Origin of the sequence: Nocardia sp. NPDC051981 (assembly GCF_040680715.1) — a bacterium.
In the GTDB taxonomy this organism is placed as follows: Bacteria; Actinomycetota; Actinomycetes; order Mycobacteriales; family Mycobacteriaceae; genus Nocardia.
In genome coordinates this window covers 349550-370415 of the sequence record NZ_JBFAXK010000001.1, presented here as the reverse complement: position 1 = coordinate 370415, position 20866 = coordinate 349550, and the positions used below count along the sequence as shown (strand labels likewise).

The 20866-nt window shown below is 69.6% G+C and carries 14 protein-coding genes and 1 pseudogene; 11 read left to right on the top strand and 4 right to left on the bottom strand.

The window, feature by feature from the left end:
• Nucleotides 1-5 precede the first annotated feature (5 nt).
• From AB0L60_RS01595 to AB0L60_RS01585, 3 genes are all read left to right on the top strand, one after another.
• On the top strand, nt 6-2171 hold the full coding sequence (locus AB0L60_RS01595; protein ID WP_364605652.1) for an MMPL family transporter: 2166 nt from the start codon (nt 6-8) through the stop codon (nt 2169-2171).
• A 128-nt stretch (nt 2172-2299) separates the two neighbouring features.
• The gene (locus AB0L60_RS01590; protein ID WP_364605650.1) at nt 2300-3295 is read left to right on the top strand and encodes a sulfotransferase domain-containing protein; all 996 of its coding nucleotides are present in this window, start codon (nt 2300-2302) and stop codon (nt 3293-3295) included.
• Between the two features lie 161 nt (nt 3296-3456).
• The gene (locus AB0L60_RS01585; RefSeq protein WP_364605648.1) at nt 3457-3867 is read left to right on the top strand and encodes a hypothetical protein; all 411 of its coding nucleotides are present in this window, start codon (nt 3457-3459) and stop codon (nt 3865-3867) included.
• Nucleotides 3868-3999: 132 nt separating this feature from the next.
• Here the strand turns inward: AB0L60_RS01585 and AB0L60_RS01580 are convergent, their stop codons facing one another.
• Complete coding sequence (locus AB0L60_RS01580) at nt 4000-4764, bottom strand: CPBP family intramembrane glutamic endopeptidase (protein WP_364605646.1); 765 nt, start codon at nt 4762-4764, stop codon at nt 4000-4002.
• 46 nt (nt 4765-4810) lie between these two features.
• Nucleotides 4811-5779 (bottom strand): RluA family pseudouridine synthase, encoded by a 969-nt coding sequence (locus AB0L60_RS01575; RefSeq protein ID WP_364605644.1) that lies wholly within the window; start codon nt 5777-5779, stop codon nt 4811-4813.
• A 94-nt stretch (nt 5780-5873) separates the two neighbouring features.
• On the opposite strand from AB0L60_RS01575, the gene AB0L60_RS01570 reads away from it, so the two are divergent.
• From AB0L60_RS01570 to AB0L60_RS01560, 3 genes and pseudogenes are all read left to right on the top strand, one after another.
• Nucleotides 5874-6731: a DUF4190 domain-containing protein gene (locus AB0L60_RS01570; protein WP_364605642.1), complete on the top strand. Its 858-nt coding sequence runs from the start codon at nt 5874-5876 to the stop codon at nt 6729-6731.
• A 93-nt stretch (nt 6732-6824) separates the two neighbouring features.
• Nucleotides 6825-6965, top strand: coding sequence for a hypothetical protein (locus AB0L60_RS01565; RefSeq protein WP_364606809.1), 141 nt, complete (start codon nt 6825-6827; stop codon nt 6963-6965).
• Nucleotides 6899-7624, top strand: a pseudogene (locus AB0L60_RS01560) (ATP-binding cassette domain-containing protein); the annotation flags it as partial. The gene AB0L60_RS01565 and the pseudogene AB0L60_RS01560, both read left to right, overlap by 67 nt.
• Nucleotides 7625-7705: 81 nt before the next feature.
• On the opposite strand, the gene AB0L60_RS01555 reads toward AB0L60_RS01560, so the two are convergent.
• On the bottom strand, nt 7706-8170 hold the full coding sequence (locus AB0L60_RS01555; RefSeq protein ID WP_364605640.1) for a hypothetical protein: 465 nt from the start codon (nt 8168-8170) through the stop codon (nt 7706-7708).
• 136 nt (nt 8171-8306) lie between these two features.
• On the opposite strand from AB0L60_RS01555, the gene AB0L60_RS01550 reads away from it, so the two are divergent.
• Nucleotides 8307-9623 carry a SidA/IucD/PvdA family monooxygenase gene (locus tag AB0L60_RS01550; protein ID WP_364605638.1) on the top strand — a complete coding sequence of 439 codons (1317 nt, stop codon included), beginning with the start codon at nt 8307-8309 and terminating at the stop codon, nt 9621-9623.
• Here AB0L60_RS01550 and AB0L60_RS01545 read toward each other — a convergent pair.
• Complete coding sequence (locus AB0L60_RS01545; protein ID WP_364605636.1) at nt 9578-10234, bottom strand: GNAT family N-acetyltransferase; 657 nt, start codon at nt 10232-10234, stop codon at nt 9578-9580. The two genes, AB0L60_RS01550 and AB0L60_RS01545, sit on opposite strands and share 46 nt — an antisense overlap.
• Nucleotides 10235-10392: 158 nt before the next feature.
• Here AB0L60_RS01545 and AB0L60_RS01540 point away from each other — a divergent pair, with 158 nt between their 5' ends.
• The 4 genes from AB0L60_RS01540 to AB0L60_RS01525 are packed head-to-tail and all read left to right on the top strand — an operon-like array spanning nt 10393 to nt 20862.
• On the top strand, nt 10393-11148 hold the full coding sequence (locus AB0L60_RS01540; RefSeq protein WP_364605634.1) for an alpha/beta fold hydrolase: 756 nt from the start codon (nt 10393-10395) through the stop codon (nt 11146-11148).
• On the top strand, nt 11145-12461 hold the full coding sequence (locus AB0L60_RS01535) for a polyketide synthase (protein WP_364605632.1): 1317 nt from the start codon (nt 11145-11147) through the stop codon (nt 12459-12461). Before AB0L60_RS01540 ends, AB0L60_RS01535 begins: the two co-directional genes overlap by 4 nt.
• Nucleotides 12454-15783, top strand: coding sequence for an SDR family NAD(P)-dependent oxidoreductase (locus AB0L60_RS01530; protein WP_364605630.1), 3330 nt, complete (start codon nt 12454-12456; stop codon nt 15781-15783). The genes AB0L60_RS01535 and AB0L60_RS01530 overlap by 8 nt, the downstream gene beginning before the upstream one ends.
• Nucleotides 15784-15801: 18 nt before the next feature.
• Nucleotides 15802-20862, top strand: a complete 5061-nt coding sequence (locus AB0L60_RS01525) for an amino acid adenylation domain-containing protein (RefSeq protein WP_364605628.1) — start codon at nt 15802-15804, stop codon at nt 20860-20862.
• Nucleotides 20863-20866 lie beyond the last annotated feature (4 nt).

Here is a 20866-nt window from a genome sequence, read left to right as displayed (position 1 = left end):
CCCGCATGTTCTCCCGCTTGGGGCGCTTCGTCGTCCGATTCCCGTGGCTGGTGATCGCCGCGTGGGCGATCGCCATTGTCGCGGTCGTCGCCACCGCGCCGAAACTCACCGCCACCACCGACCAATCCGACTTCCTGCCTTCGCATTACGAATCCATCCAGGCAGCGAAGTTGCAGCAGCAGGCATTTCCCAACAGCAATACCCCCGCTGCGCTCATCGTCTTCGAACGCTCCGACGGCGCCCCGATGACCGATGCCGACTCGACCGCGGTGGCCGCCGCGGCGGCCAAGCTGTCGGAGCGGAACATCAAGGATGTCACCGCAATCCAGGCGGTGCCTCCGGCGGAGAACCGGGCGATCGAGGTGGTCGCGGTGCAGATGACCAAGGTCACCAGCGCCAATGACACCCACCAGTCCGACGCGGTGAAGTCCCTCCGGGACGCGCTGAAGGAACAGGTGAACGGCACCGACCTGAAGGCCGGTATCACCGGCACCGCCGCCCAGACCCTGGATCAGCAGGATTCCAGTACCAAGGGCCTGATCATCATCGGTGTGGCGACCGTGGTGCTGATCCTGGTGTTGCTGCTGCTCATCTTCCGCAGCCCGATCATCGCGCTGCTGCCCATCCTGGTCATCTTCATCGCGGTGTCCCCGCTGGCCAGCGGTCTGATCGCGATCGCCAGCAACACCTTCGACCTCAAGATCGACAGCTCGGTGCAGTCACTGCTGGTCGTGGTGCTCTTCGGCGTCGGTACCGACTACATCCTCTTCCTGATGTTCCGCTTCCGGGAGCGTCTGCGCGCCGGTGAGGACGCCAAGACGGCCGTGGTCAGCGCGGTCACCCGGGTCGGTGAGGCCATCACCTCGGCGGCCGCGGCGGTGATCATCGCCTTCGGCGCGCTGGCGCTGTCCACCCTGGGCATGTTCCGGTCCATGGGTATCGCCCTGGCCATTGCGGTCGCGGTGGCGCTGCTGGCCGGGCTCACGCTCATCCCCGCGATCGTTTCCCTGTTGGGCACCAAGGTTTTCTGGCCCTCGAAGGCTTGGCAGGTGGAGCCGACGGGTGCGCGGTTCGCGGCCGTGGGCGGCGCGCTGGGCAAGCGGCCGGGCCTGTTCGCCGTGGCGTCCGGTGGTGTCCTGATCGCCCTGGGCGTCTTCGCCTTCGGCTTCAATCCGACCTTCGACCTGAGCTCGGGTTCGACCTCGGGCAGTTCCGAATCCGTGGTCTACGGCAAGGAATTGCTCAAGGGCATGCCCGCGGGCAGCACCCAGCCCTCGCAGGTGTATCTGCGCAGCGAGCACGGCGCGCTGAGCGCCGACGAGCTGAACGCCTTCGGCGCGGCACTGCGCGGCGTTCACGGTGTGGGCGAGGTGGGTCCGCAGCCGGCACTGTCGGCCGACAAGACGGTCGCCGAATATCAGGTGACGTTGTCCGACAAGCCGGAATCCGATACGGCCCTGAAGACCGTGAAGGGTCCGCTCCGGGATGCCGCGCATGCGGCGGCCCCGGTCGGTACCTCGGCGGTGGTGGGCGGCATGACCTCGGTGTTCGTCGACTTCCAGCACGCCATGAACCGGGACTACACGGTGGTGTTCCCGGTGGCGGCCATCCTGATCATGATCGTGCTGGCCCTGCTGCTGCGCAGCGTGGTGGCGCCCTGGTACCTGATGGCCTCGGTGTTCCTCGGCTTCGCCGCGACGCTGGGTTCGGCGGTGCTGGTCTTCCAGCATCTGCAGGGGGATTCGGGTCTGATCTTCACGTTGCCACTGATCATGTACCTGTTCGTGGTCGCCCTCGGGACGGACTACAACATCCTCATGGTCGCCCGGTTGCGGGAGGAGGCGCGAGAGGGCAACGACCCGCACCGCGCGGCCGCCCTGGCCCTGCGCCACACCGGCCCGACGGTGGCGGCGGCCGGTGTCATCCTGGCGGGCACCTTCGCCTCGATGATGCTGGCGGGCAACGACACCCTGTCGCAGATGGGCTTCGCCATCTCGGTCGGTATCGCCATCGCCGCGTTCGTCATGGCGATGTTCTTCACCCCCGCGGTGACCGCGCTGATCGGCCGCCGCGCCTGGTGGCCGGGCCACGGCGGTGATGCGGAACAGCAGCAGCCGCAGTGGGATACGGAATGGACGCCGTCCGATGTGGTGAGTGACCTACGCCGCTGAGGTTTCGAATCGGTTTCCGAATCGGTTGGCCCGCTTCTCCTTTGGGGAAGCGGGCCAACTTTGTTGTTACGGTGTCCGGCAGTCGATCCCGGTGGCAGAGGGATCGGGGTGAGGGGTAAGAAAATATGATGAAGTCGATCCCTGCTGTTCAGGAGGGTTCCTGTAGCAGCGGCGACCGGTACACCGAGGGTTTTCAGGTCTTCGAGCAGTGGCAGCTGCAGCGATACCGCGATGAAAGCCATCTCGCGCGTCCTTGGCGAAATCTCCGCCTGGGCTGGCGTTATCTGACGCTCGACCACTATTTCGGCGCCGTGCCGCCGGTTCGATTGTGGTGGCGGGCACGATTCGGTGGTCCGCGCGCTTTACCGGATTTCACCTGTGTGGGCGCGCTCAAGAGCGGAACCACCGATCTGGCAGCGTATCTCCTGCAGCATCCGAGCATTGTCGCGCCGCTCACCAAGGAGATCGGTCACGGTTTTCCGGCGGGCTGGGGCCCGTACCTGCCGACCGAGCGGAAGAAGGCAGCGGTAGCGGCGCGCACGGGCCGGGCGCTGGTGGGTCATTTCGATCCGCTGCTGCACGATGTGCCGCTGATCGACAATCTCCGCGAGTCCAATCCGCGGGCGAAAGTCGTTCTCATGCTGCGTGATCCGGTGCGCCGCGCGTATTCGCACTACAAGTGGGATCTGTTCCTCAGCGGTCGGAACGGTTTGCGCGCCGGGCGATACGGCGAGAGCTTCGCCGACTACGTGTCGCTGGCGCTGGGGGCCTTTCCGGGTCCGCCGCCGCCGACCATGCTGCCGACCATGCCGATGCTGGCGGCCGGCATCTACGTCAATTCGGTGCGCCGCTGGCTGGACACCTACGGCCGCGAGAACGTGCACCTGGTCGCGGCCGAGGACTTCTTCGCCGACGTGCCCGCGACCGTGTGCGGGATCCACGAGTTCCTGGGCCTGCCCGCGATCGAGCCGGAGTTGCATGCGGAGGTGCTGAATCGCAATCCGCTGGAGTTCCCGCCGGCCGAGGCCGGGTCGCTGGCGCGCCTGCGCGAGTTCTACCGCCCCTACAACGACCGGTTGTTCGAGTTGCTGGACCGCGATCTGGGCTGGAACGACCCCGCCTGATCGCCGCCGGAGTCGCTCCCTGTGCGGCGCTGACCTGCCCGGGAGCGGGTCTGACAGAAACACGTTTCAGTATTTTCTCAAAAGTGCCACGCAATGAACTGGACAACCGATACAGTTCGCCGGACCGCAATGAAGCGGGTTGGCACCAAGGAGTTGAAGACATGACAGTGTCCCTGAGCAAGCGCATCGCCCGGCGGGCCGGCGTCGGCCTCACCGCCGTCGCCGCGATGGCCTGTTCCGTGGGCCTGACCGCCTCCACCGCCTCGGCCGTACCCACCAGCCTGTCGGTGAACGCCCGCAACGTCTACATGGGCTGCGTGTACCAGATCACCGCGACCTACGACAGCTGGATCCAGGCCTGGTTCTACGACAATGGCGCGATCATCTCGGGCAGCCCGATCACCCCGAGCAACGGGCAGGCCACCATTCAGTGGACCCCGCACAGCGCGGGCACCCACACCCTGTCGACCCTGCAGGGTTCGGCCTGGGAGCTGAAGGTGAACGTCCTCGAGCCCACCCTGACCGGCAGCGCCACCTGCGGCGCGGGCCCGCTGGGTTTCTTGGGCTCGTAGCAGAGCTTCCCGAGCTCGTAGAAGACTCGGTTCGGTGTGGGCCCGACCCGCCGAACCGTCCCCGGGCCGGCTGACCATAATCCTCTGTTCCCAGGTCAGTCGGCCCCTCTGCGTTCGCGCGCCCGGCCGCGGTCAGTGCACGGTCACGTGCCAGACCACGGCCGCGGCCAGCGCGCCCGCGCCGTTCACCGCCCAGTGCAATGCGATGGGCGCGAGCAGGCTGCCGCTGCGTCGCCGCAGCCAGGTGAAGACCACGCCCGCCCCGGCGGTCGCGAGGACCGCGAGCCCGATGCCGAGCAGCTGTCCGGCCGGGCCGCCGCCGAGGAATCCGGTCAGTCCCTTGTTCCCGCTGGTCAAACCCAGCGATGAGGCAATGTGCCAGAGCCCGAACAGCATTGATCCCGCCGCGAACACCCCGCGCGACCCGGCCACCCGGTCCAGGGTGCCGTGCAGCACGCCGCGGAAGGCGAGCTCCTCCGGTATCGCGGTCTGCAGCGGGATCACGATCATGGACGCGATGAGCGCGCCCGAGACCGCGGCGTAGCGGTCGTTCAGGAAGAAGGGCCGGGTGATCGGCAGCGCCGCGCCGATGACGACGGCCGCGAGCACCACGCCGACCGCCGCCAGCGCCCACAGCGACCCGCGCCGCCACTGTCGCGGCGACAGGCCGAGGTCCTCCCAGCCCAGCCCGCGGCGGCGCACCAGGGCGACCAGCACCAGTGCGGCAATCGGCACCGTGAAGATGCTGGCCCACCGGTTGGTGAAGTGCGCGATGAGATTCGTGCAGATCAGGACCGCAACGACGACGGCCACATCCACGTAGGCGTGCAGCTTGTGGCCGGGCAGCGGGGGCGGGTCGGGGAGCACCGCGACCGCGCCGTTATCGTTTCGCGACATCCCGGCCAGTCTACGAGCGGATTCTTGGAACGGCCTTCGATTGTGGTTAATCCCGCTGTGCGGAATACCCGGCGGCCGGCGCTCGTCCGCTCGCCCAGCCCTCGGGATCGTCCCAGGCCTGCAGCGTGCGCGCGGTGTCGAAGCGGCGCGGTTCCCGGGTGATCGGATCGATGAACTCCAGTGCCGAGGCCAGCAGTTGCAGTGGCCGGGTGTAGTCGTCGACCGGCTTGTCGGTGAGTTCGGGATAGAAGTCGTCACCGAGGATCGGGACCCCGAGGCTGTTCATGTGCAGCCGGATCTGATGCGTCCGCCCGGTCCGCGGCCGGAGCCGGTAGCGCCCCAATCCGTCCCGCTGCTCGGTCAATTCGACGAGGGTCTCCGCATTCGGTTCGCCCGCGGTCTCGTAGGCGCGCAGCACCTGCCGCTCCTTGACGATCCGGCTGATGATCGTGCGCGGCAGCGCGAGCTCCGGATCGAAGCGCGCGACGGCCTCGTATTCCTTGTGCACCAGCCGCTTGTGGAACATGGTTTGATACGCCCCGCGCACGGCCGGATTCACGATGAACAGCACCAGCCCGGCGGTGACCCGGTCGAGCCGGTGCGCGGGCACCAGATCGGGCAGCTCCAGGTCGCGGCGCAGTTTCACCAGGGCGGTCTGCAGAATGTGCTGCCCGCGCGGGATGGTCGAGAGGAAGTGCGGCTTGTCCGCGACGAGGATGTCGTCGTCGCGGTAGACGATGCCGATCGGGAACGGAACCTCGGTCTCGTCCGGCAGATCGCGGTGGAACCACACCGCGCCGCCGGGCGCGTAGGGCGTGTCGAGGTTGATCGGGCCGTCCAGATCCACGATTCCGCCGGTGGACAGCAATTCGTCGATGCGTTCGGGGCGCACCCGCGGCAATCGCTCCACGAGGTGGTCGCGAATGGTCGCCCAGTGGCCGTCCTCGGGTAGCCGCAACCGGGCCGGGTCCAGCCCGTGCCGCTTGGGTAGCGGTGGTTGCTGCCTGCGTCTCACTCGCCAAACCCTAGTCCCCGAGTTTGTCCGGACCAGGGGGTACGGTTGGCCAACGCCCGGAATGTCCGGGTCGAAACGAGTGATCGGGGGTCTCGTGTACCCGAATGACCAACAGCCGCAAGGGTACCCGGGCCAGCCCGGTCAGCCGGACTACGGCCAGATTCCACAACCCCCGCAACCGGACTACGGCCAGCCGCAGCCCGGATACGCCCAGCCCGCCTACGGCCAGCCGGGTCAGTGGGATTACAGCCAAGGCGGTCAGCCCGGCTACCCGCCCGGGTACCAGCCGATGCCACCGGGCTATCCGATGGCACCGCCGCCTCCACAGGGCACCAATGGCCTGGCCATCGCCGCCCTGATCCTCGGCGTGCTCGGCGCGTGTCTGCTCGCCGTCCCGTTCGGCATCATCGCGCTGACCCAGATCAAGCAGCGCAATCAGAATGGCAAGGGGCTGGCCATCGGCGGCCTGATCGCCTCCGGCGTGTGGGCCCTGATCGCCGTGATCCTGTTCGCCGTGGGCGCGGTGAACGGCTCGGATACCTCTGCGTCACAGGACAATACGACCCGCACCTCGGCCCTGCCGGATTCGCCCACCTCCATCTCGGTCGACGAGGTGAAGGTCGGCGACTGCCTGCAGACCGTCGAGGAGAACAACCACATTCGCAAGGTGACCGTGCTGCCCTGTGATTCCGCGCACGATGCCGAGGTGATCACCCAGGTGCATCTGACCGGTTCCTGGCCGGGTTCGCTGGATGCCTCGTTCCAGCAGGCCAATGACGCCTGCCTGGACGAGATCGACAAACAGCTGAGCAAGAGCTCGATGTACGACCAGCTGGAGACCTTCATCCTCTACCCGGCGAACGAGACCCAGTGGAACAAGCTCAATGGCCGCGCGACGTGCATGGTCCACGACGCGAGCGGCAAGAAGCTGACCGGAAAGGTGCCGCGTTGACCGACGGTATGGTCGTTCAGTAGAAGTTAGCCTAACCTATCTTCTCGCTGGTGTTCGTGGGAGCGCCGGACCGAGGAAGGTTCCTCCACCGAGGTGAAGAAGTACCTCCAGGGCGATGTCGAGGCGCTGCACTATCTGGTGGCGCATGCGCGGCTGGACTTCATCGGTTCGGCTACCGCGCCGACCATCAGGTGCTGCGCGACCTCGACCTCGGCCCGGCCCCCGGCACCATGACCGCCCTGGTGGGCCCCAGCGGTTCCGGCAAGTCGACGCTGGCCGAGCTGGTGCCGCGCTTCTACGATGTGGATGCGGGCCGGATCACCCTCGATGGCCGCGATATTCGCGACTTCCCGAGCGAAGAGCTCTATCGCACGGTCGGATTCGTCTTCCAGGACGTCCGCCTGATCCGCGGCACCATCGCCGACAATCTGCGCCTGGCCCGCCCCGGCGCCGATGCCGCGGCCCTGGAGCGCGCGGCCCGCGCGGCCCGCATCCACGACCACATCCTGGCGCTGCCCCGCGGCTACGACTCCGAGATCGGGGTGGACGCCGTGCTGTCCGGTCGTGAGGCGCAACGGCTTTCGATCGCCCGCACCCTGCTGGCCGACACCCCGATCGTGCTGCTGGACGAGGCCACGAGCGCCCTCGACCCGCACAACGAGGCGGCGGTGGTGCGCGGTATGCACGAACTAACCCGTGGCAGAACCGTTCTCGTGGTGGCGCATCGTCTCGCGACCATCGCGCACGCCGATCAGATCCTGTTCATGGACGGCGGTCGCATCGTCGAGCGCGGTACGCACGCCGAGCTGCTCGTGCTCGGCGGCCGCTACGCCGCCTTCTGGACCGAGCGCACCCGTGCCTCCGGCTGGCGTCTGGAACCGGTACCCGCGTAGCCGGACGGCCCCGGATTCCGCTCGAGTCCGGGGCCGTCCGGGGTGGGTCACTCTCGAATTGTCAGAGTCATTGCCGACGGGTCAGAGGCTGCAGGGCAGCATCGCGACGCTGGCGACGGTGCACTCGCCTTCGCGGGACAGCTTCCAGTCGCCGTCGACGAGCTTCCAGGTCAGCGGGAAGGTGAACGGATCGAAGCCGTCCACGGCTGTCTGCAGGGTGGCCGAGAGGGTGTCGCCGTTCTCGGTGACCGGGCCCAGGATAGTCCAGCGGAAGCTCGGCGGGGCGGCGTTCATGGCGGTGCCGATCTGGTCCAGCAGCGGCAGTCCGGCTTCGCCGGCCTCGAGCTCGGCGGCCCGGGTGGCGGCCGGGGCGCCGGTGTCGAGGGCCGTCTGCAGCTTGGCCTTCAGGTCGCCGGTGCTCGGGGCGGCGGTGCGCACGGGAGCGAAACCCGGTGCGGCCGTTGCGGTGACCGCGCTGACGCCGGTTCCGGCGAGCAGGGCGGCGGTGGCGAGGGCGGCACCGAGGAGGCGCGAGGTACGGGGCATGGTTTCCAGTCCAATCGTTTTCGTCACGAGCGCTTCGCAAGCGCCGCCAAGCAATATAAGGTAAGGCTATGCAAACCTAAAGTTGTTGATGGGTTGTGCGAGGCGGACAACAGTGAGCAACTGGGACGGAGAAGCGGTGGAGACACTTCTGGTGGTCGGTGCGGGGCCGAAAGCCCTGGCGGTAGCGGCCAAGTCGCATGTGCTGCGGGAACTCGGCCTGCCCGCACCACGGGTGACCGTGATCGAGGCGCAGACGGTCGGCGGCAACTGGCTACCCACCGGCGGCTGGACCGACGGCCGGCACCGCCTGGGCACCAGCCCCGAGAAGGACGTCGGCTTCCCCTACCATTCGACCTGGGCGCGCGGCCACAACCGCGAGATCGACGCGGCCATGCGGGCTTTCAGCTGGACCGCCTTCCTGGTCGAGCACGGCACCTACGCCGAGTGGATCGACCGCGGCCGGCCCAGCCCGCAGCATCATGTATGGGCCAAATACCTGCAGTGGGTGGCCCGGCGCATCGACCTGGATCTGGTCCAGGGCACGGTGACCGGCATCGCCGCCGCGGCCGACGGCTGGCTGGTGTCGGTCGCCGACACTGCCGGCCGCGCTGACGACACCGCCGGCCACGTGGACGAGATCGATTGCGACGCGGTCATGATCACCGGACCCGGCCGCAGCGACCGGGCCCTGGCCGAGCACCCGAAGGTACTCAGCATCTCCGAATTCTGGGAGCTGGCGGGCCGCCGTGAACTGCCCCCGTCCTCGCGGGTGGCGGTGATCGGCGGCGGCGAGACCGCGGGTTCGGCGCTGGACGAACTGGTTCGCCACGAGATGCTCACCGTCTCGGTGATCTCGCCCAAGGCGACGCTGTACACGCGCGGTGAAAGCTATTTCGAGAACTCGCTCTACAGTGATCCGACCAAGTGGGCGGGCCTGGGCATGGCCGAGCGCCGCGATGTCATCCGCCGCACCGATCGCGGGGTGTTCTCGGTGCGGGTGCAGGAAAGCCTGCTGGGAGACAACCGGGTTCACCATCTGCAGGGCCGGGTGGTGAACCTCGCCGACCAGGACGACCGGGTCGCCCTCACCCTGCGCAACGACCTGCGCGCCGATCAGGTGCACACCTTCGATCTGGTGGTGGACGCCACCGGCGGTCAGCCGCTGTGGTTCCTGGATCTGTTCGATTCGGCCGCAACCGATCTGCTCGAACTGGCGGTGGGCGGCCCGTTGGAGACCGCGCGCATCGAGGCGGCCATCGGCTTCGACCTGGCGGTGTCCGGGCTGGACGCCAAGCTGTACCTGCCGAACCTGGCCGCCATGGCGCAGGGGCCGGGATTCCCGAATCTCAGCTGCCTGGGCGAGCTTTCGGACCGGATCCTGCAACCCTCGGTGAATCCCGCTCCGCGCTACCGGATCTCGGGGAGGTCGGCGGCGCTGCGCGGCAGCGCGTAGAGCGAGATGCGCCGATCCGGCCGGATGTCGAAGTCGCCCAGGTGCTGCCACCCGATCTTCTCCAACGCCTTCCGCATGGGGGTGTTGCGATGATCGGGTTCGCACAGCAGCCGGCGGCATTCGGGTTCGGCCGCCAGGATCGCCTGCCCCAGCAGGCGCATCCAGCCCGACATGACCCCGCGGCCCAGCAGCGTCGTATCCGCGGTAGCGATGTGGAAGCCCACGTCGCGGGCGTCGGCGTCGTAGAGGCGCGCGATCTCGTCCTTGGCGGGGCGGTACAACTCCACATAGGCCACCTCGCGGTTGCCCAGGTCGGGGCGGTCCAGGGCGGCGAAGTCGTATTCGAGAATGCATGGGCGGGAGAAGGTTCCGGCGAGCTGGGCCGCGCAGTCGGTGCGGCGGCGATCGGCGTTCCAGGTCTGTTCCCAGGTCTCGAGCAGGTGCGGCCGGTGCATCCACTCGGTGATGGTCTCCGGATCGCGGGAGTCGATGTCCACCGGCCGCAGCGTGAAGGGTGCGGCGAACTCGGGCAGCACCGGTGCGGGCGCGCGGCGGATGTGGTCGGGAAGGTCCGTGAGTTCGCGCGCGAGGACGTAGGTCGTCCGGTTCATCGCTGTGGCGCTCCGTTCGTCGGTTAGCTTGATCACCCCGTTTAGTAAGGCTAGCCTATACTAAGTAGGTGGTGTTACGGTTGCCCGGACATTGCAAGGGGGACAAGCGGAACCGACGCCGAATGCGGTCGGGCAGTTGCGTAGGAGAGATGCGGGAAATGCCACGGGAACTCGGCTGGATCAGGCAATTTCAGGCCCCGAGTGCGGAATCCGCGCCACCGCTGCTGATCTTCCCGCATGCCGGTGCGGGCGCCTCCGCCTATCGGGTTTTCGCCAAGACGCTGGCTGCCGAATTCGATGTCGTGGTGTTCCAGTACCCGGGCCGTCAGGACCGGGCCCGCGAGGCGGCACTGGAAACGCTGCCCGACATCGCGGCCGGGGCCTTCGCCGAATTCCGGGAATCCGCGCATGAAACCGGTGTTCCCCTCACGATTTTCGGGCACAGCATGGGCGCGGTGATCGCGTTCGAATTCGCCCGCCTGGCCGAGGCCGCGGGGCTGAGCGTGCGGCTGCTGGTCGCCTCCTCGGCCGCCGCACCCGCCCGGGTCGCCGCGCTGCCGGGACATCCCACCGAGGACGAGGCCCTGCTCGACCACATGTCCGCACTCAATGGCACCGGTGCGGAGGTGCTGGGCAGTCGCGAGGTACTGCGTATGGCGCTGCCGGTCATGAAGGCCGACTACCGCGCCTTCGACGCGTATTCGTGCGGGCAGGATATTGCCGTGGACGCGCCGATTCTGGTGCTGGGCGGCGACGAGGACGAATTCGTCGCGCCGCGTGATCTGTACGCGTGGGAAAGTCACAGCCGCGGCGGAATTCGGGTGACCCTGTTCGCGGGCGGGCATTTCTATCTCAACGACCATGTCGACGGCATCGCCGAACTGCTGCTAGCCGAGAAGAGCGTCGTCGCGTGAGCGCACTGGATTCCGGCGATCCCATTGTGATCGTCGGCATGGGTATCGAGGCGCCCGGTGGCATCGACACCCTGCCGGAATTCTGGGCGGCCCTGGCCTCCGGGCGGGAATTGCTCGGCCCCTTTCCTCGTGATCGGGAATGGCCGCTGGCGGAATTGCTGACCCTGGACCGGCACGAGGGCTGGGGCGCGGTGCCGGACGCCGGCGGGTTCCTCACCGGCGCCACCGACTTCGATGCGCTGTTCTTCGGCATCACGCCGCGCGAGGCCGTGGCCATGGATCCGCAGCAGCGGGTCGGCCTGCGGGTGGCCTGGCGGGCGCTCGAGCAGGCCGGGATCAATCCCGGTGCGGTGGACGGTGATTCGGCCGGATGCTGGATGGGCGCCTCGGTCATGGAATACGGGCCGCGGGTGGCCTCGGTCAACGAGTACAGCGGGTACCGGGCCACCGGCACCGCGCTGGGCGCGGTGGCCGGGCGGATCTCGCACGGGCTGGGCCTGATCGGGCCGTCGGTCACCGTCGACACCGCGTGCGCGTCCGCGCTCACGGCCGTGCATCAGGCGGCCGCCGCCATCCGGGCGGGGGAGTGCGAGTGGGCGCTGGCGGGCGGGGTGTGCGTCATGGGTTCGCCGGGCGCGTTCTACGAGTTCTCCAAGAACAACGCGCTGGCCGCGGACGGCCACTGCCGGTCCTACTCCGCCGATGCCACCGGCACGCTGTGGGGCGAGGGAGCGGGAGTCGTTGTACTGGAACGGGAGTCGCGGGCGCATGCCCTCGGGCATCGGGTGTACGGAGGGCTGCTGGGTTCGCGCGTGAACCACAATGGCAAGGGCGCGCCGATCGCGGTGCCGAGCGCCGCGGCGCAGGAGCGGCTCATCCGCGACACCCTGGCCGTGTCCGGGATTTCCGCCGGACAGGTCGGGCTCATCGAGGGTCACGGCACCGGCACTCCGGTGGGCGATCCGCTCGAATTGGCCGCGCTCGCAGCCACTTACGGTCGCCCGTCCGCCGCGGGGGCGCGGCTGGGCTCGGTGAAGTCCAATGCCGGTCACGCGCAGGCCGCCTCCGGGATCCTGGGCCTGATCAAGGTGCTGCTGGCAGGCGTGCACGGGCAGATCCCGCCCACCCTGCACGCCGACCGGCCGACCGCCGAAATCGATTGGGCCGAGACCACTCTGCGGCTCGCCACCGAACTCGAACCCTGGCCGGCCGTGGACGGCATGCGATACGCGGCCGTGTCCTCGTTCGGTGTCGCGGGCACCAATGCCCATGCCCTCGTGAGCCTGCCCGAGCTGGAGGAAAGCGATGTGTAGCCACCGGCTGCCCGATGGCAGCATCCCCGTCCTGCTCTCGTCCGACACCGCCGACGGCATGCGCGCGGAGGCCGCGGGCATCCTGGCCTACCTGGAGCAGCGGCCCGCCGTCGCCCCGGATCGGTTGGCGGACATGCTGTTCCGCACCCGCACGGCCCGCCGCTACCGGGCGCTGGCCATGGTCACCGGGCGTGCGGACCTGCTCGATGCCCTGCGCGCCGTCGCCGCCGGGACCTCGCATTCCGCGGTGGTGCTGGGTGACGGTCCCGCCACCGCGCGCCGGATCGGCTTCGTGTTCCCCGGTCAGGGCAGTCAGCGTCCCGGCATGGGCGCGCTGTACTACGACCTGTCCCCGCACTATCGGGCCGCCGTCGGCGAGTGCGCGGCCGTACACGCCGAGCGCTTCGGCCACGATCAGCCGCTGCACTATCTGCTCGGCACCGCGGGCGCGTACCAGGACACCGTGTGGGAGGTGCAGCCCGCCTTGATGTTCCACATGGCCGGTCTGGCCGCCATGTGGCAGGCCGCCGGCGTGCGCCCGGCCGCCACCATCGGCCACAGCCAGGGCGAGCTGGCCGCGGGCGCGGTCTCGCGGGTCATGTCGGTGCGCGATGCCGTGCTGGTGGTGACCCACCGTGCGCGCCTGGTGGAACGCCTCTCGCCGCGCGGCTACGCCATGGCCGTGCTGGCCATGAACCGTGAGGACTGCGAGGCGCTGCTGGCCCGCCACTCGGGCTGGGCCGAGCTGTCGGTGGTGAACGCCCCGCACATCATGGCCATCTCCGGCGACCGCGACACCATCGCCGACATGGTCGCCGCCGCCACCGAGCGGGGCCATTTCGCCCGCGAGATCGGCGTCGCCTACCCCGCGCACACCTCGATCGTGGCGGAGCTGCGCACCGAATTCGAAGGCTTCCTCGGCGGCGAGCTGACCGACCCGACCTTCACGGACACCGACATCCCTTGCTACGGAGCGACCCTCGGTGCCCCCATCACCGCAGACCTGATCCAGGAACAGTACTGGTACTGGAACCTGCGCAACCGGGTCCGCTTCGACCGCGCCGTGGTCGCCGCCGCCACCGACGGCATCGACACCCTCATCGAGGTCGTCGAACACCCCGTCCTGCAACTGGCCCTCCAGGAGAACCTCTCCCTGGTCCCGCGCGACCCGTCCCGCGGCCCCCGCGAGTTCAAGGTCCTCGGCACCTCCCTGCGCACCGCCACCTCCCTGCGCGAATTCACCCGCAACCTGGCCGTCATCGCCGTCCACGACCTCGCCTACGACTGGACCGCCCTGCGCACCGACGCGCCCCCGGCCCTCCCACTGCCCGACTTCCCCCACACGGTCATGAACCCCAAGCGCCTGTGGGCCACCCCTGGCTACGCCCCCGAAGCCGTGCACCCGCCGACCCCGGCCGTCCCCGAACCCCAACGCCTGGTGGAGAAGTGGACCCTCTGGGAGCGCCGCTCCCTGACCCCGCCCCGCCGCCTGGCCTTCGTCGATCCGACCGGCCGTTGCGCGGAACAGGTGGCCGCCCTGCTCGCCGCGGCAGACCGCTACGGCGCCACGGCCATTGCCCTCGAGCCGGCCGCGCTCGCCGCGACCTCCGGTAGCGCCGAGTGGGAACCCCCGGGCCGCACAGCGGTCGGCCGCTTCGATATCGGCACGCTGCTGGATCTGGCCGAAATGGCGGCGGTCGCCGCGGAGAACGCCGGTCCGGGTGCGCTCGGCGAGTCGCTGGCCGCCGAAGCCGCCGCGACGCTGTCCAGCTCGGGTCTCGGCACCGGAAAGGAATCACCGCAGCAGGCGGACTTCGACAGCGTGGTGATTCTGTGGCCCGCGCTGCCCGAGTCGACCGCTGTGGAGGCGGTAATGGAGCTGACGGAGTTCTTCGCCGGGCGCACCTGGCTGTCCGCGATGTCGGATGTGCGTGCGGGCGGTGAGGTCTGGCTGGTGACGGTCGGGGGTGAGGTCGTGGTGCCGGAGGATGCGGTGCCGCAGTTGTTCCACGGGGCCGTGGCGTCCGGGTTCCGGTGTGTCGGCGTGGAGAAGACCGGGGTGTTGTTCCGGCATCTGGATCTCGCGGCCGATGCCGGGGCCGGAGAGGCGAATCGGGTTGTCGCGGCGCTGCATACGGCGGGTGAGCCGGAGGTGGCGCTGCGTGGTGGAAAGGTGTTCGTCAAGCGGTTGGTGGCGGACGAGTCTGTGCAGGGGGAGGCCGCTGAGCTCGATCATGTGCTGATCGTGGGTGGCACCGGCAAGCTCGGGCTGTTGTTCGCCGAGCATTTCGCGCGGCAGGGCGCGGGGCGGATCACGCTGGTGAGCCGGTCCGGCGAATCCGGTTCGGCCGCTGCGGAAGTGGCGCGACTGCGTGCGCTCGGTGCCACCGAGATCGTGGTCGTGGCCTGTGATGTCAGCGATGCGGACGCCGTCGCACGCCTGGCGGCAGGGCTGGGGGAGCGGCCGGTGAGCCTGCTCGTCCATGCGGCGGTCAACTATGTGGACGCCGGGATCGAGGAGATCACCGCCGAGATGGTCGCCACCGCCGCGGCGTCGAAGGTGCTGGGCCTGGAGGCGGTGCTCGACGCGGTGCCGTTGCGTCCGAATGGCCGGGTGCTGCTGTGCTCGTCCATGGCCGCGACACTCGGTGGGCGCGGACAGATTCTGTATGCCGTCACCAACCGGATGCTGGATATTCTCGCCCGCCGCCGGCGCGAGCGCGGGATCGATTGCGCCGCGCTGGAGTGGGGCCTGTGGAGTGTCGCGGGTCCGCTCGACGCGGCGGGTATGGCGCGGGTCGAGGGCGCCGGGGTGTACCCCATGAATCCGGCCGACGCCATCGCCGCGGGATTCACCGGGCAGCCGACCGACGCGGTGGTGATCTCCGCCGACTGGCCGTTCCTGCGTGACGTGATGGGAGCCTTCGGCCAGGCTGCTGTGCTGTCGGAGGTGCCTGAGCCCGAGACGATTACGCCATCGCGCATCGCGGATACGGCAGCTACCGATGTGAGCGCGAATCAGCCTGTCGTAGAAACGAATCCGCTGGCGCCATCCGCTGATCACCAGCCGGTGGCGTCCGCACCGGACCGCCCGCTGGCGGACCGGGTGCTCGCCGAACTAGAGCGGGTGATGGGCATCGATGCCGGCGACACCATCGATCGCTCCACGCCGCTGGTCGCACTGGGCCTGGATTCGTTGCAGGCCTTGGACTTCCGCAAGCGAGTCCAGGCGTCGCTGGATCGGGAGCTGCCGGTCGCGGCCATCCTGGGCGGCGCGTCGCTGGACGATGTCGTGCTGCTGATGGCAGAGAACACCAACTAGGGCTAGGGGCCAGATTTCATGTCAGACACCGATGCCACCGTGACCGTGGCCGGAACCTCCGTCGCCGACCGCCGCCGGAAACTGCTGCAACGCAGGCTCGCCGAGCAGGGCCTCGCCGCCGCCCCCACCGCGCCGGTGCGCCGCACCCGGGCCGGGGAGCGGCGTCCGCTGTCGGCCGGGCAGCGCCGCATGTGGTTCCTGCAGACGCGCGACCCCGAGGACGCCACACTGAATATCTGTGTGGCGTACCGGCTCACCGGCGCGCTCGACGAGCACCGCCTGCGGACCGCGGTGGCGGCGGTGTTCGCCCGGCACGACGTGCTGCGCACCACCTTCGGTACGGACGCGGACGGGGAGCCGTTCCAGGTGTTCGCCGACGACATCACGCTGCCGTGGCAATCGCATGATCTGACCGACCTGGCCGAGTCCGCCCGTCCGGTGCGGGTGGAGGTGCTGGCCCGCCGGGAATTCGGCCGCCCCTTCGACCTCGCCACCGAGCTGCCCCTGCGAATCACGCTGGTGCGCACCGGAACAGCGGAGTGGGTGCTGCTGCTGGCCGCACACCACAGCTGCTGGGACGACGACGCCTGGGGTGTGTTCTTCACCGACCTCAACGCCGCCTACAACGGAGCCCGGACCGCCGCCCCGGCCGCGCAGTTCGTCGATCTCGAGGTCCTGGACGCCCCGGTCGAGGACGAGGCGGACATCGCCTACTGGCGGAACACCCTGCGCTCCTTGCCGGAACCCCTCGAACTGCCCGGCTCGGCCGTGGTCGCGCCGTCGAAGCGTGCCGACCGCTGCACCGTCGCGCTGCCGGCCGATCTGCTGAACCGGGTGGACGTCTTCGCCCGCGAGCGGGCGGCCAGCCCGTTCATGGTGCTGCTCGCCGGCTACGCCGCCCTGATCCAGCGCTACACCGCCGCCGACGATTTCCTGGTCTCCATCCCGGTCACCGATCGCCGGTCGGCGGCTGCCGAACAGCTCATCGGCTACTTCGGCAACACCCTGCTGGTGCGCGAAACCTTCGACCGCGCCGAGACTTTCGCCGGCCTGGTCGCGGCTACCAAGCGGACCTGCCTGGACGCCTTCGCCCATCAGGGCGTCGGTATCGACCGCGTGGTGCGCGAGGTGAACCCGGAGCGCGTCGCCGGACGGGACGGCATGGATCAGCTGGTGCGCCTGGGCTTCAGCGTCCGCAAGAGCGCCGACGGTTTCGCACTGGACGGCGTCACCTCGACCCAGCTGGACGAACTGGGCGCCCCTACGGCGCAGGTCCCGTTGGCCGTCGCGGTCGTGACCGAGAGCGCGCACGGCGCGATGCTCGAGGCCGAATACCAGGTGGACGTGCTGCCCCGGCCGCTGGTGCAGCGCATGCTGGAACACTGTGTGCGGCTGCTGGATCGGGCGCTGAGCACCCCGGACAGCCGGCTCGCCGACCTCGACATGCTGGGCGGCGACGATCGCCTCGCCATCCTGAAGCAGTCGCGCGGTGCGGATGTGCCGGCCGACCCGGCCACCATGGTCGACCTGTTCGAGGCCAGTGTCGCCGCCGGACCCGGCATCCTGGCCGTGGTCTCCGACGACCTCGAACTCACCTACGCCGATCTGAACCGCCGCGCGAACCGCCTGGCGCACTGGCTGATTCGCGAGGGCGTCGGCAGCGAGGACATCGTCGCCCTGCGCATGGGCAACTCGGTCGAGTTCATCGTGGCCGTCTACGGCGTGCTCAAGGCGGGCGCGGCCTACCTGCCCATCGACCCGGCCTACCCGGACGACCGTATCGACTACCTGATCGCCGACGCGGGCCCGCGCCTGGTGCTGGGCCGCGTCGAACTCGACGCCGCCGAGGACGCGGCCGCCGCGCTGCCGGACACCGATCCCGCCGACACCGACCGTGTCCGCCCGCTGCTCCCGGCGAATCTGGCCTACGTCATCTACACCTCGGGTTCGACCGGCAAGCCCAAGGGCGTCCCGGTCTCGCACGCCGCCATCGCCGAGCACGTGGTGAGCTTCACCGCCGAATGGGGCATGACCGCCGACGACCGGCTGCTGCAATCGTCCTCGGTGAGCTTCGACGCCTCCCTGCTGGACATCTTCGTCACCCTGGCGCTGGGCGCGCGGTTGATCGTGCCGAAACCCGATGCCTTCCGCGACATCCGCTATGTCGCCGACCTGATCACCCGCCGCGGCGTGACCGTGCTGCACATGGTGCCCTCCATGCTCGGCACCTTCCTGCTGCTGCCCGAGGTGAGCGAATGGCGTGCGCTGCGCCATGTCCCGGTGGGCGGCGAGGCGCTGCCGGGCGAGGTGGCCGACCGGTTCGCCGCCGTCTTCGACGCCGAACTGCGCAATCACTACGGGCCGACCGAGGCCGTGGTGTGTGCGACCCATCAGCCGGTGGCGGGCCCGCAGGGCACCGGGATCGTGCCCATCGGCGTACCCAATCAGAACGTGCACGCCTATGTGCTCGACGAGGCCCTGCAGCTGGTGCCCGCCGGGGTGGTCGGCGAGATCTACCTGGGTGGTGCGCAATTGGCGCGCGGCTACCTGGGCCGGCCCGCGCTCACCGCGAGCCGCTTCGTCGCCGACCCCTTCACCGCCGGCGCCCGGCTCTACCGCACCGGAGATCTCGCCCGCCGCAACGAGTTCGGGGAGCTGGACTTCGTCGGCCGCGCCGACGAGCAGGTCAAGGTACGCGGCTTCCGCATCGAGCTCGGCGAGGTGGAGTCGGCGCTGACCGCACACCCGAGCGTCGGGCACTGCGTGGTGATCGTGACCGAGGATCCTGCCGTGGGTGCACAGCTCGCCGCCTACCTGGTGCCGGCGGCCGGTGCGACGGTCGAGGTGGACCAGGTGCGCGCCCACGCCGCCGCCGCGCTGCCGGAGTACATGGTGCCCAGCGCTTTCGCCGTCATCGACGAGATCCCGCTGACCGTCAACGGCAAGCTGGACAGGCGGGCGCTGCCCGGCCCGGCGCCCGCGGTGGAGCGGGTGCACCGCGCGCCCGCCACCGCCACCGAGCGCCGCCTGTGTGCCATCTACACCCAGCTGTTCGGGATTCCGACGGCGGGCGCGGATGATTCGTTCTTCGATCTGGGTGGGCATTCGCTGCTGGCCGCGCGCCTGGTCGCGCAGATCCGCGCCGAATTCGGTGTGGAGCTGGATGTGCGGATCGTGTTCGACACCCCGACCCCGGCCGGGCTGGCCGCCGGTCTGGTCGCGCGATTCCGCGACGAGTTCGGCATCGACCTGGATGTCATGGACGACGACGTCGAGACGGCCGAGACAGCCTGTGCCGCACCGTCTTCCGGGCGTCCGACCGTCACCGCGCGCCCGCGTCCGGACCGGCTGCCGCTGTCCTACTCGCAGCTGGCCATGTGGTTCCAGTACCGCATGGAGGGCCCGAGCGCGGTCGGCAATCTGCCCTTCGCCGTGCGCTTCGACGGCGGCATCGATATCGCCGCGCTGCGGGCCGCGCTCGCCGATGTGGTGGCTCGGCACGAGGCGCTGCGCACCGGTTTCGGTGAGCAGGACGGCGTTCCGTACCAGGTGGTGCGAGCCGCCGGGGCGGTCGAGCTCGAGGTCGCCGGCATCGATGCCGGCCGGTTGGCGGACGAGCTCGCCGAGATCGGCCGCTACCCCTTCACGGTCGAATCCGAGCCGCTGCTGCGGGCCCGCCTGCTGGTCCTCGACCCGGGCACGCACGTGCTGTCGCTGCTGGTCCACCACATCGTGGCCGACCACGCGTCGCTGGGCATCCTGCTCGAGGACCTGATCGCCGCCTACCGTGCGCGGGTCGAGGGCGGGCGGGCGCCGCAGTGGACCCCGCTGGCCGTGCAGTACCCGGATTACGTGCTGTGGCAGCACGATGCGTTCGCCTCCGGTGCGGATGGCCTGCCCGGCGACTACGGCCGGGCGCAGCTGTACTTCTGGCGCGCCGCCCTCGCCGGTGTGCCGGACCAGATCGATGTCGCCCCTGATCGGCCGCGGCCCGCGGTCCTCGGCAAGCGCGGCGAGGTCGCCACCTTCGCGGCGCCCGCCGCCCTGCGCTCCGGGCTGGCCGCGCTCGCCGAAGCTTGCGGCGCAACGGAATTCATGGTGTACGAAGCCGTCGTCGCGACCCTGCTGCACAAGCTGGGCGGCGGCACGGACATCACCCTCGGTACCCCGGTGGCCTGCCGCGTCGACGACGCGACCGCACCACTCGTCGGTCTGTTCGCCAACATGGCGGTGCTGCGCAACGATCTGTCGGGCACCCCGACCCTGCGCGACACCGTGCTGCGCGGCCGCGACGTGGTCCTGGATGCCCAGGCGCACCAGGAACTTCCGATCGAACGCCTGGTGGAGGCGCTCAACCCGCCGCGTTCGCGCTCCCGGAACCCGCTGTTCCAGAGCATGCTGCACTTCCGCGGCGCGGACTGGGCGCCCGCCAGCCTGGCCGTGACGGGCACGACCACCGCCACCGTGCTGCCGGTCGACTTCGACGTCTCCTTCCTGGACCTCAATGTCTCCGTGAACGTCACCGGCGACGGCGGCCTGGCCGTGCGTCTGGTCGCCAATGCCGACCTGTACGACCCGGAGACCGTGCAGCACATCGCGACCGCGCTGGCCACCACCCTGGAGGCGTACGCCACCGCGCCCGACCGCACCGTAGCCGAGCTCGAGGTGCTGCCCGGCGACCGGCTGGAGCGACTGCTCGCCCCGCCCGCGCCCGCCGCGGCGACCCGCGCCGCCACCACCGGCGACCAGGCCCGCACCGAACGCGCGCTCATCGAACTGCTCGAAGAGCTGCTGGATATCAGCGAGGTCGAGGCCGACGACAACTTCTTCGCCCTCGGCGGCGACAGCGTCATCTCCATCCAGTGGTCGGCCCGCGCCACCGCGCTCGGCCTGCCGCTCAGCCCGCAGCTGGTGTTCGAGCACCTCACCATCGCCGAACTCGCCGCCGCGGTCGACGTCGCCGAACCCGTTGCCGCGCAAGCCGAGTCGACCCCGCAGGAGGAATCCGCCCCCATGAGCGCCTCCGGCCTCGACGCCGCCGCCCTCGCCGCCCTCACCTCGTCCTGGCAGGCCCGATGACCCC

Bases quoted from the DNA above. Each gene is read 5' to 3' on its own strand.
- AB0L60_RS01590 (WP_364605650.1), top strand. From the start codon at position 2,300: ATGAAGTCGATCCCTGCTGTTCAGGAGGGTTCCTGTAGCAGCGGCGAC.
- AB0L60_RS01525 (WP_364605628.1), top strand. From the start codon at position 15,802: ATGTCAGACACCGATGCCACCGTGACCGTGGCCGGAACCTCCGTCGCC.
- AB0L60_RS01555 (WP_364605640.1), bottom strand. From the start codon at position 8,170: ATGCCCCGTACCTCGCGCCTCCTCGGTGCCGCCCTCGCCACCGCCGCC.
- AB0L60_RS01540 (WP_364605634.1), top strand. From the start codon at position 10,393: ATGCCACGGGAACTCGGCTGGATCAGGCAATTTCAGGCCCCGAGTGCG.
- AB0L60_RS01595 (WP_364605652.1), top strand. From the start codon at position 6: ATGTTCTCCCGCTTGGGGCGCTTCGTCGTCCGATTCCCGTGGCTGGTG.
- AB0L60_RS01545 (WP_364605636.1), bottom strand. From the start codon at position 10,234: ATGAACCGGACGACCTACGTCCTCGCGCGCGAACTCACGGACCTTCCC.
- AB0L60_RS01530 (WP_364605630.1), top strand. From the start codon at position 12,454: ATGTGTAGCCACCGGCTGCCCGATGGCAGCATCCCCGTCCTGCTCTCG.
- AB0L60_RS01585 (WP_364605648.1), top strand. From the start codon at position 3,457: ATGACAGTGTCCCTGAGCAAGCGCATCGCCCGGCGGGCCGGCGTCGGC.
- AB0L60_RS01580 (WP_364605646.1), bottom strand. From the start codon at position 4,764: ATGTCGCGAAACGATAACGGCGCGGTCGCGGTGCTCCCCGACCCGCCC.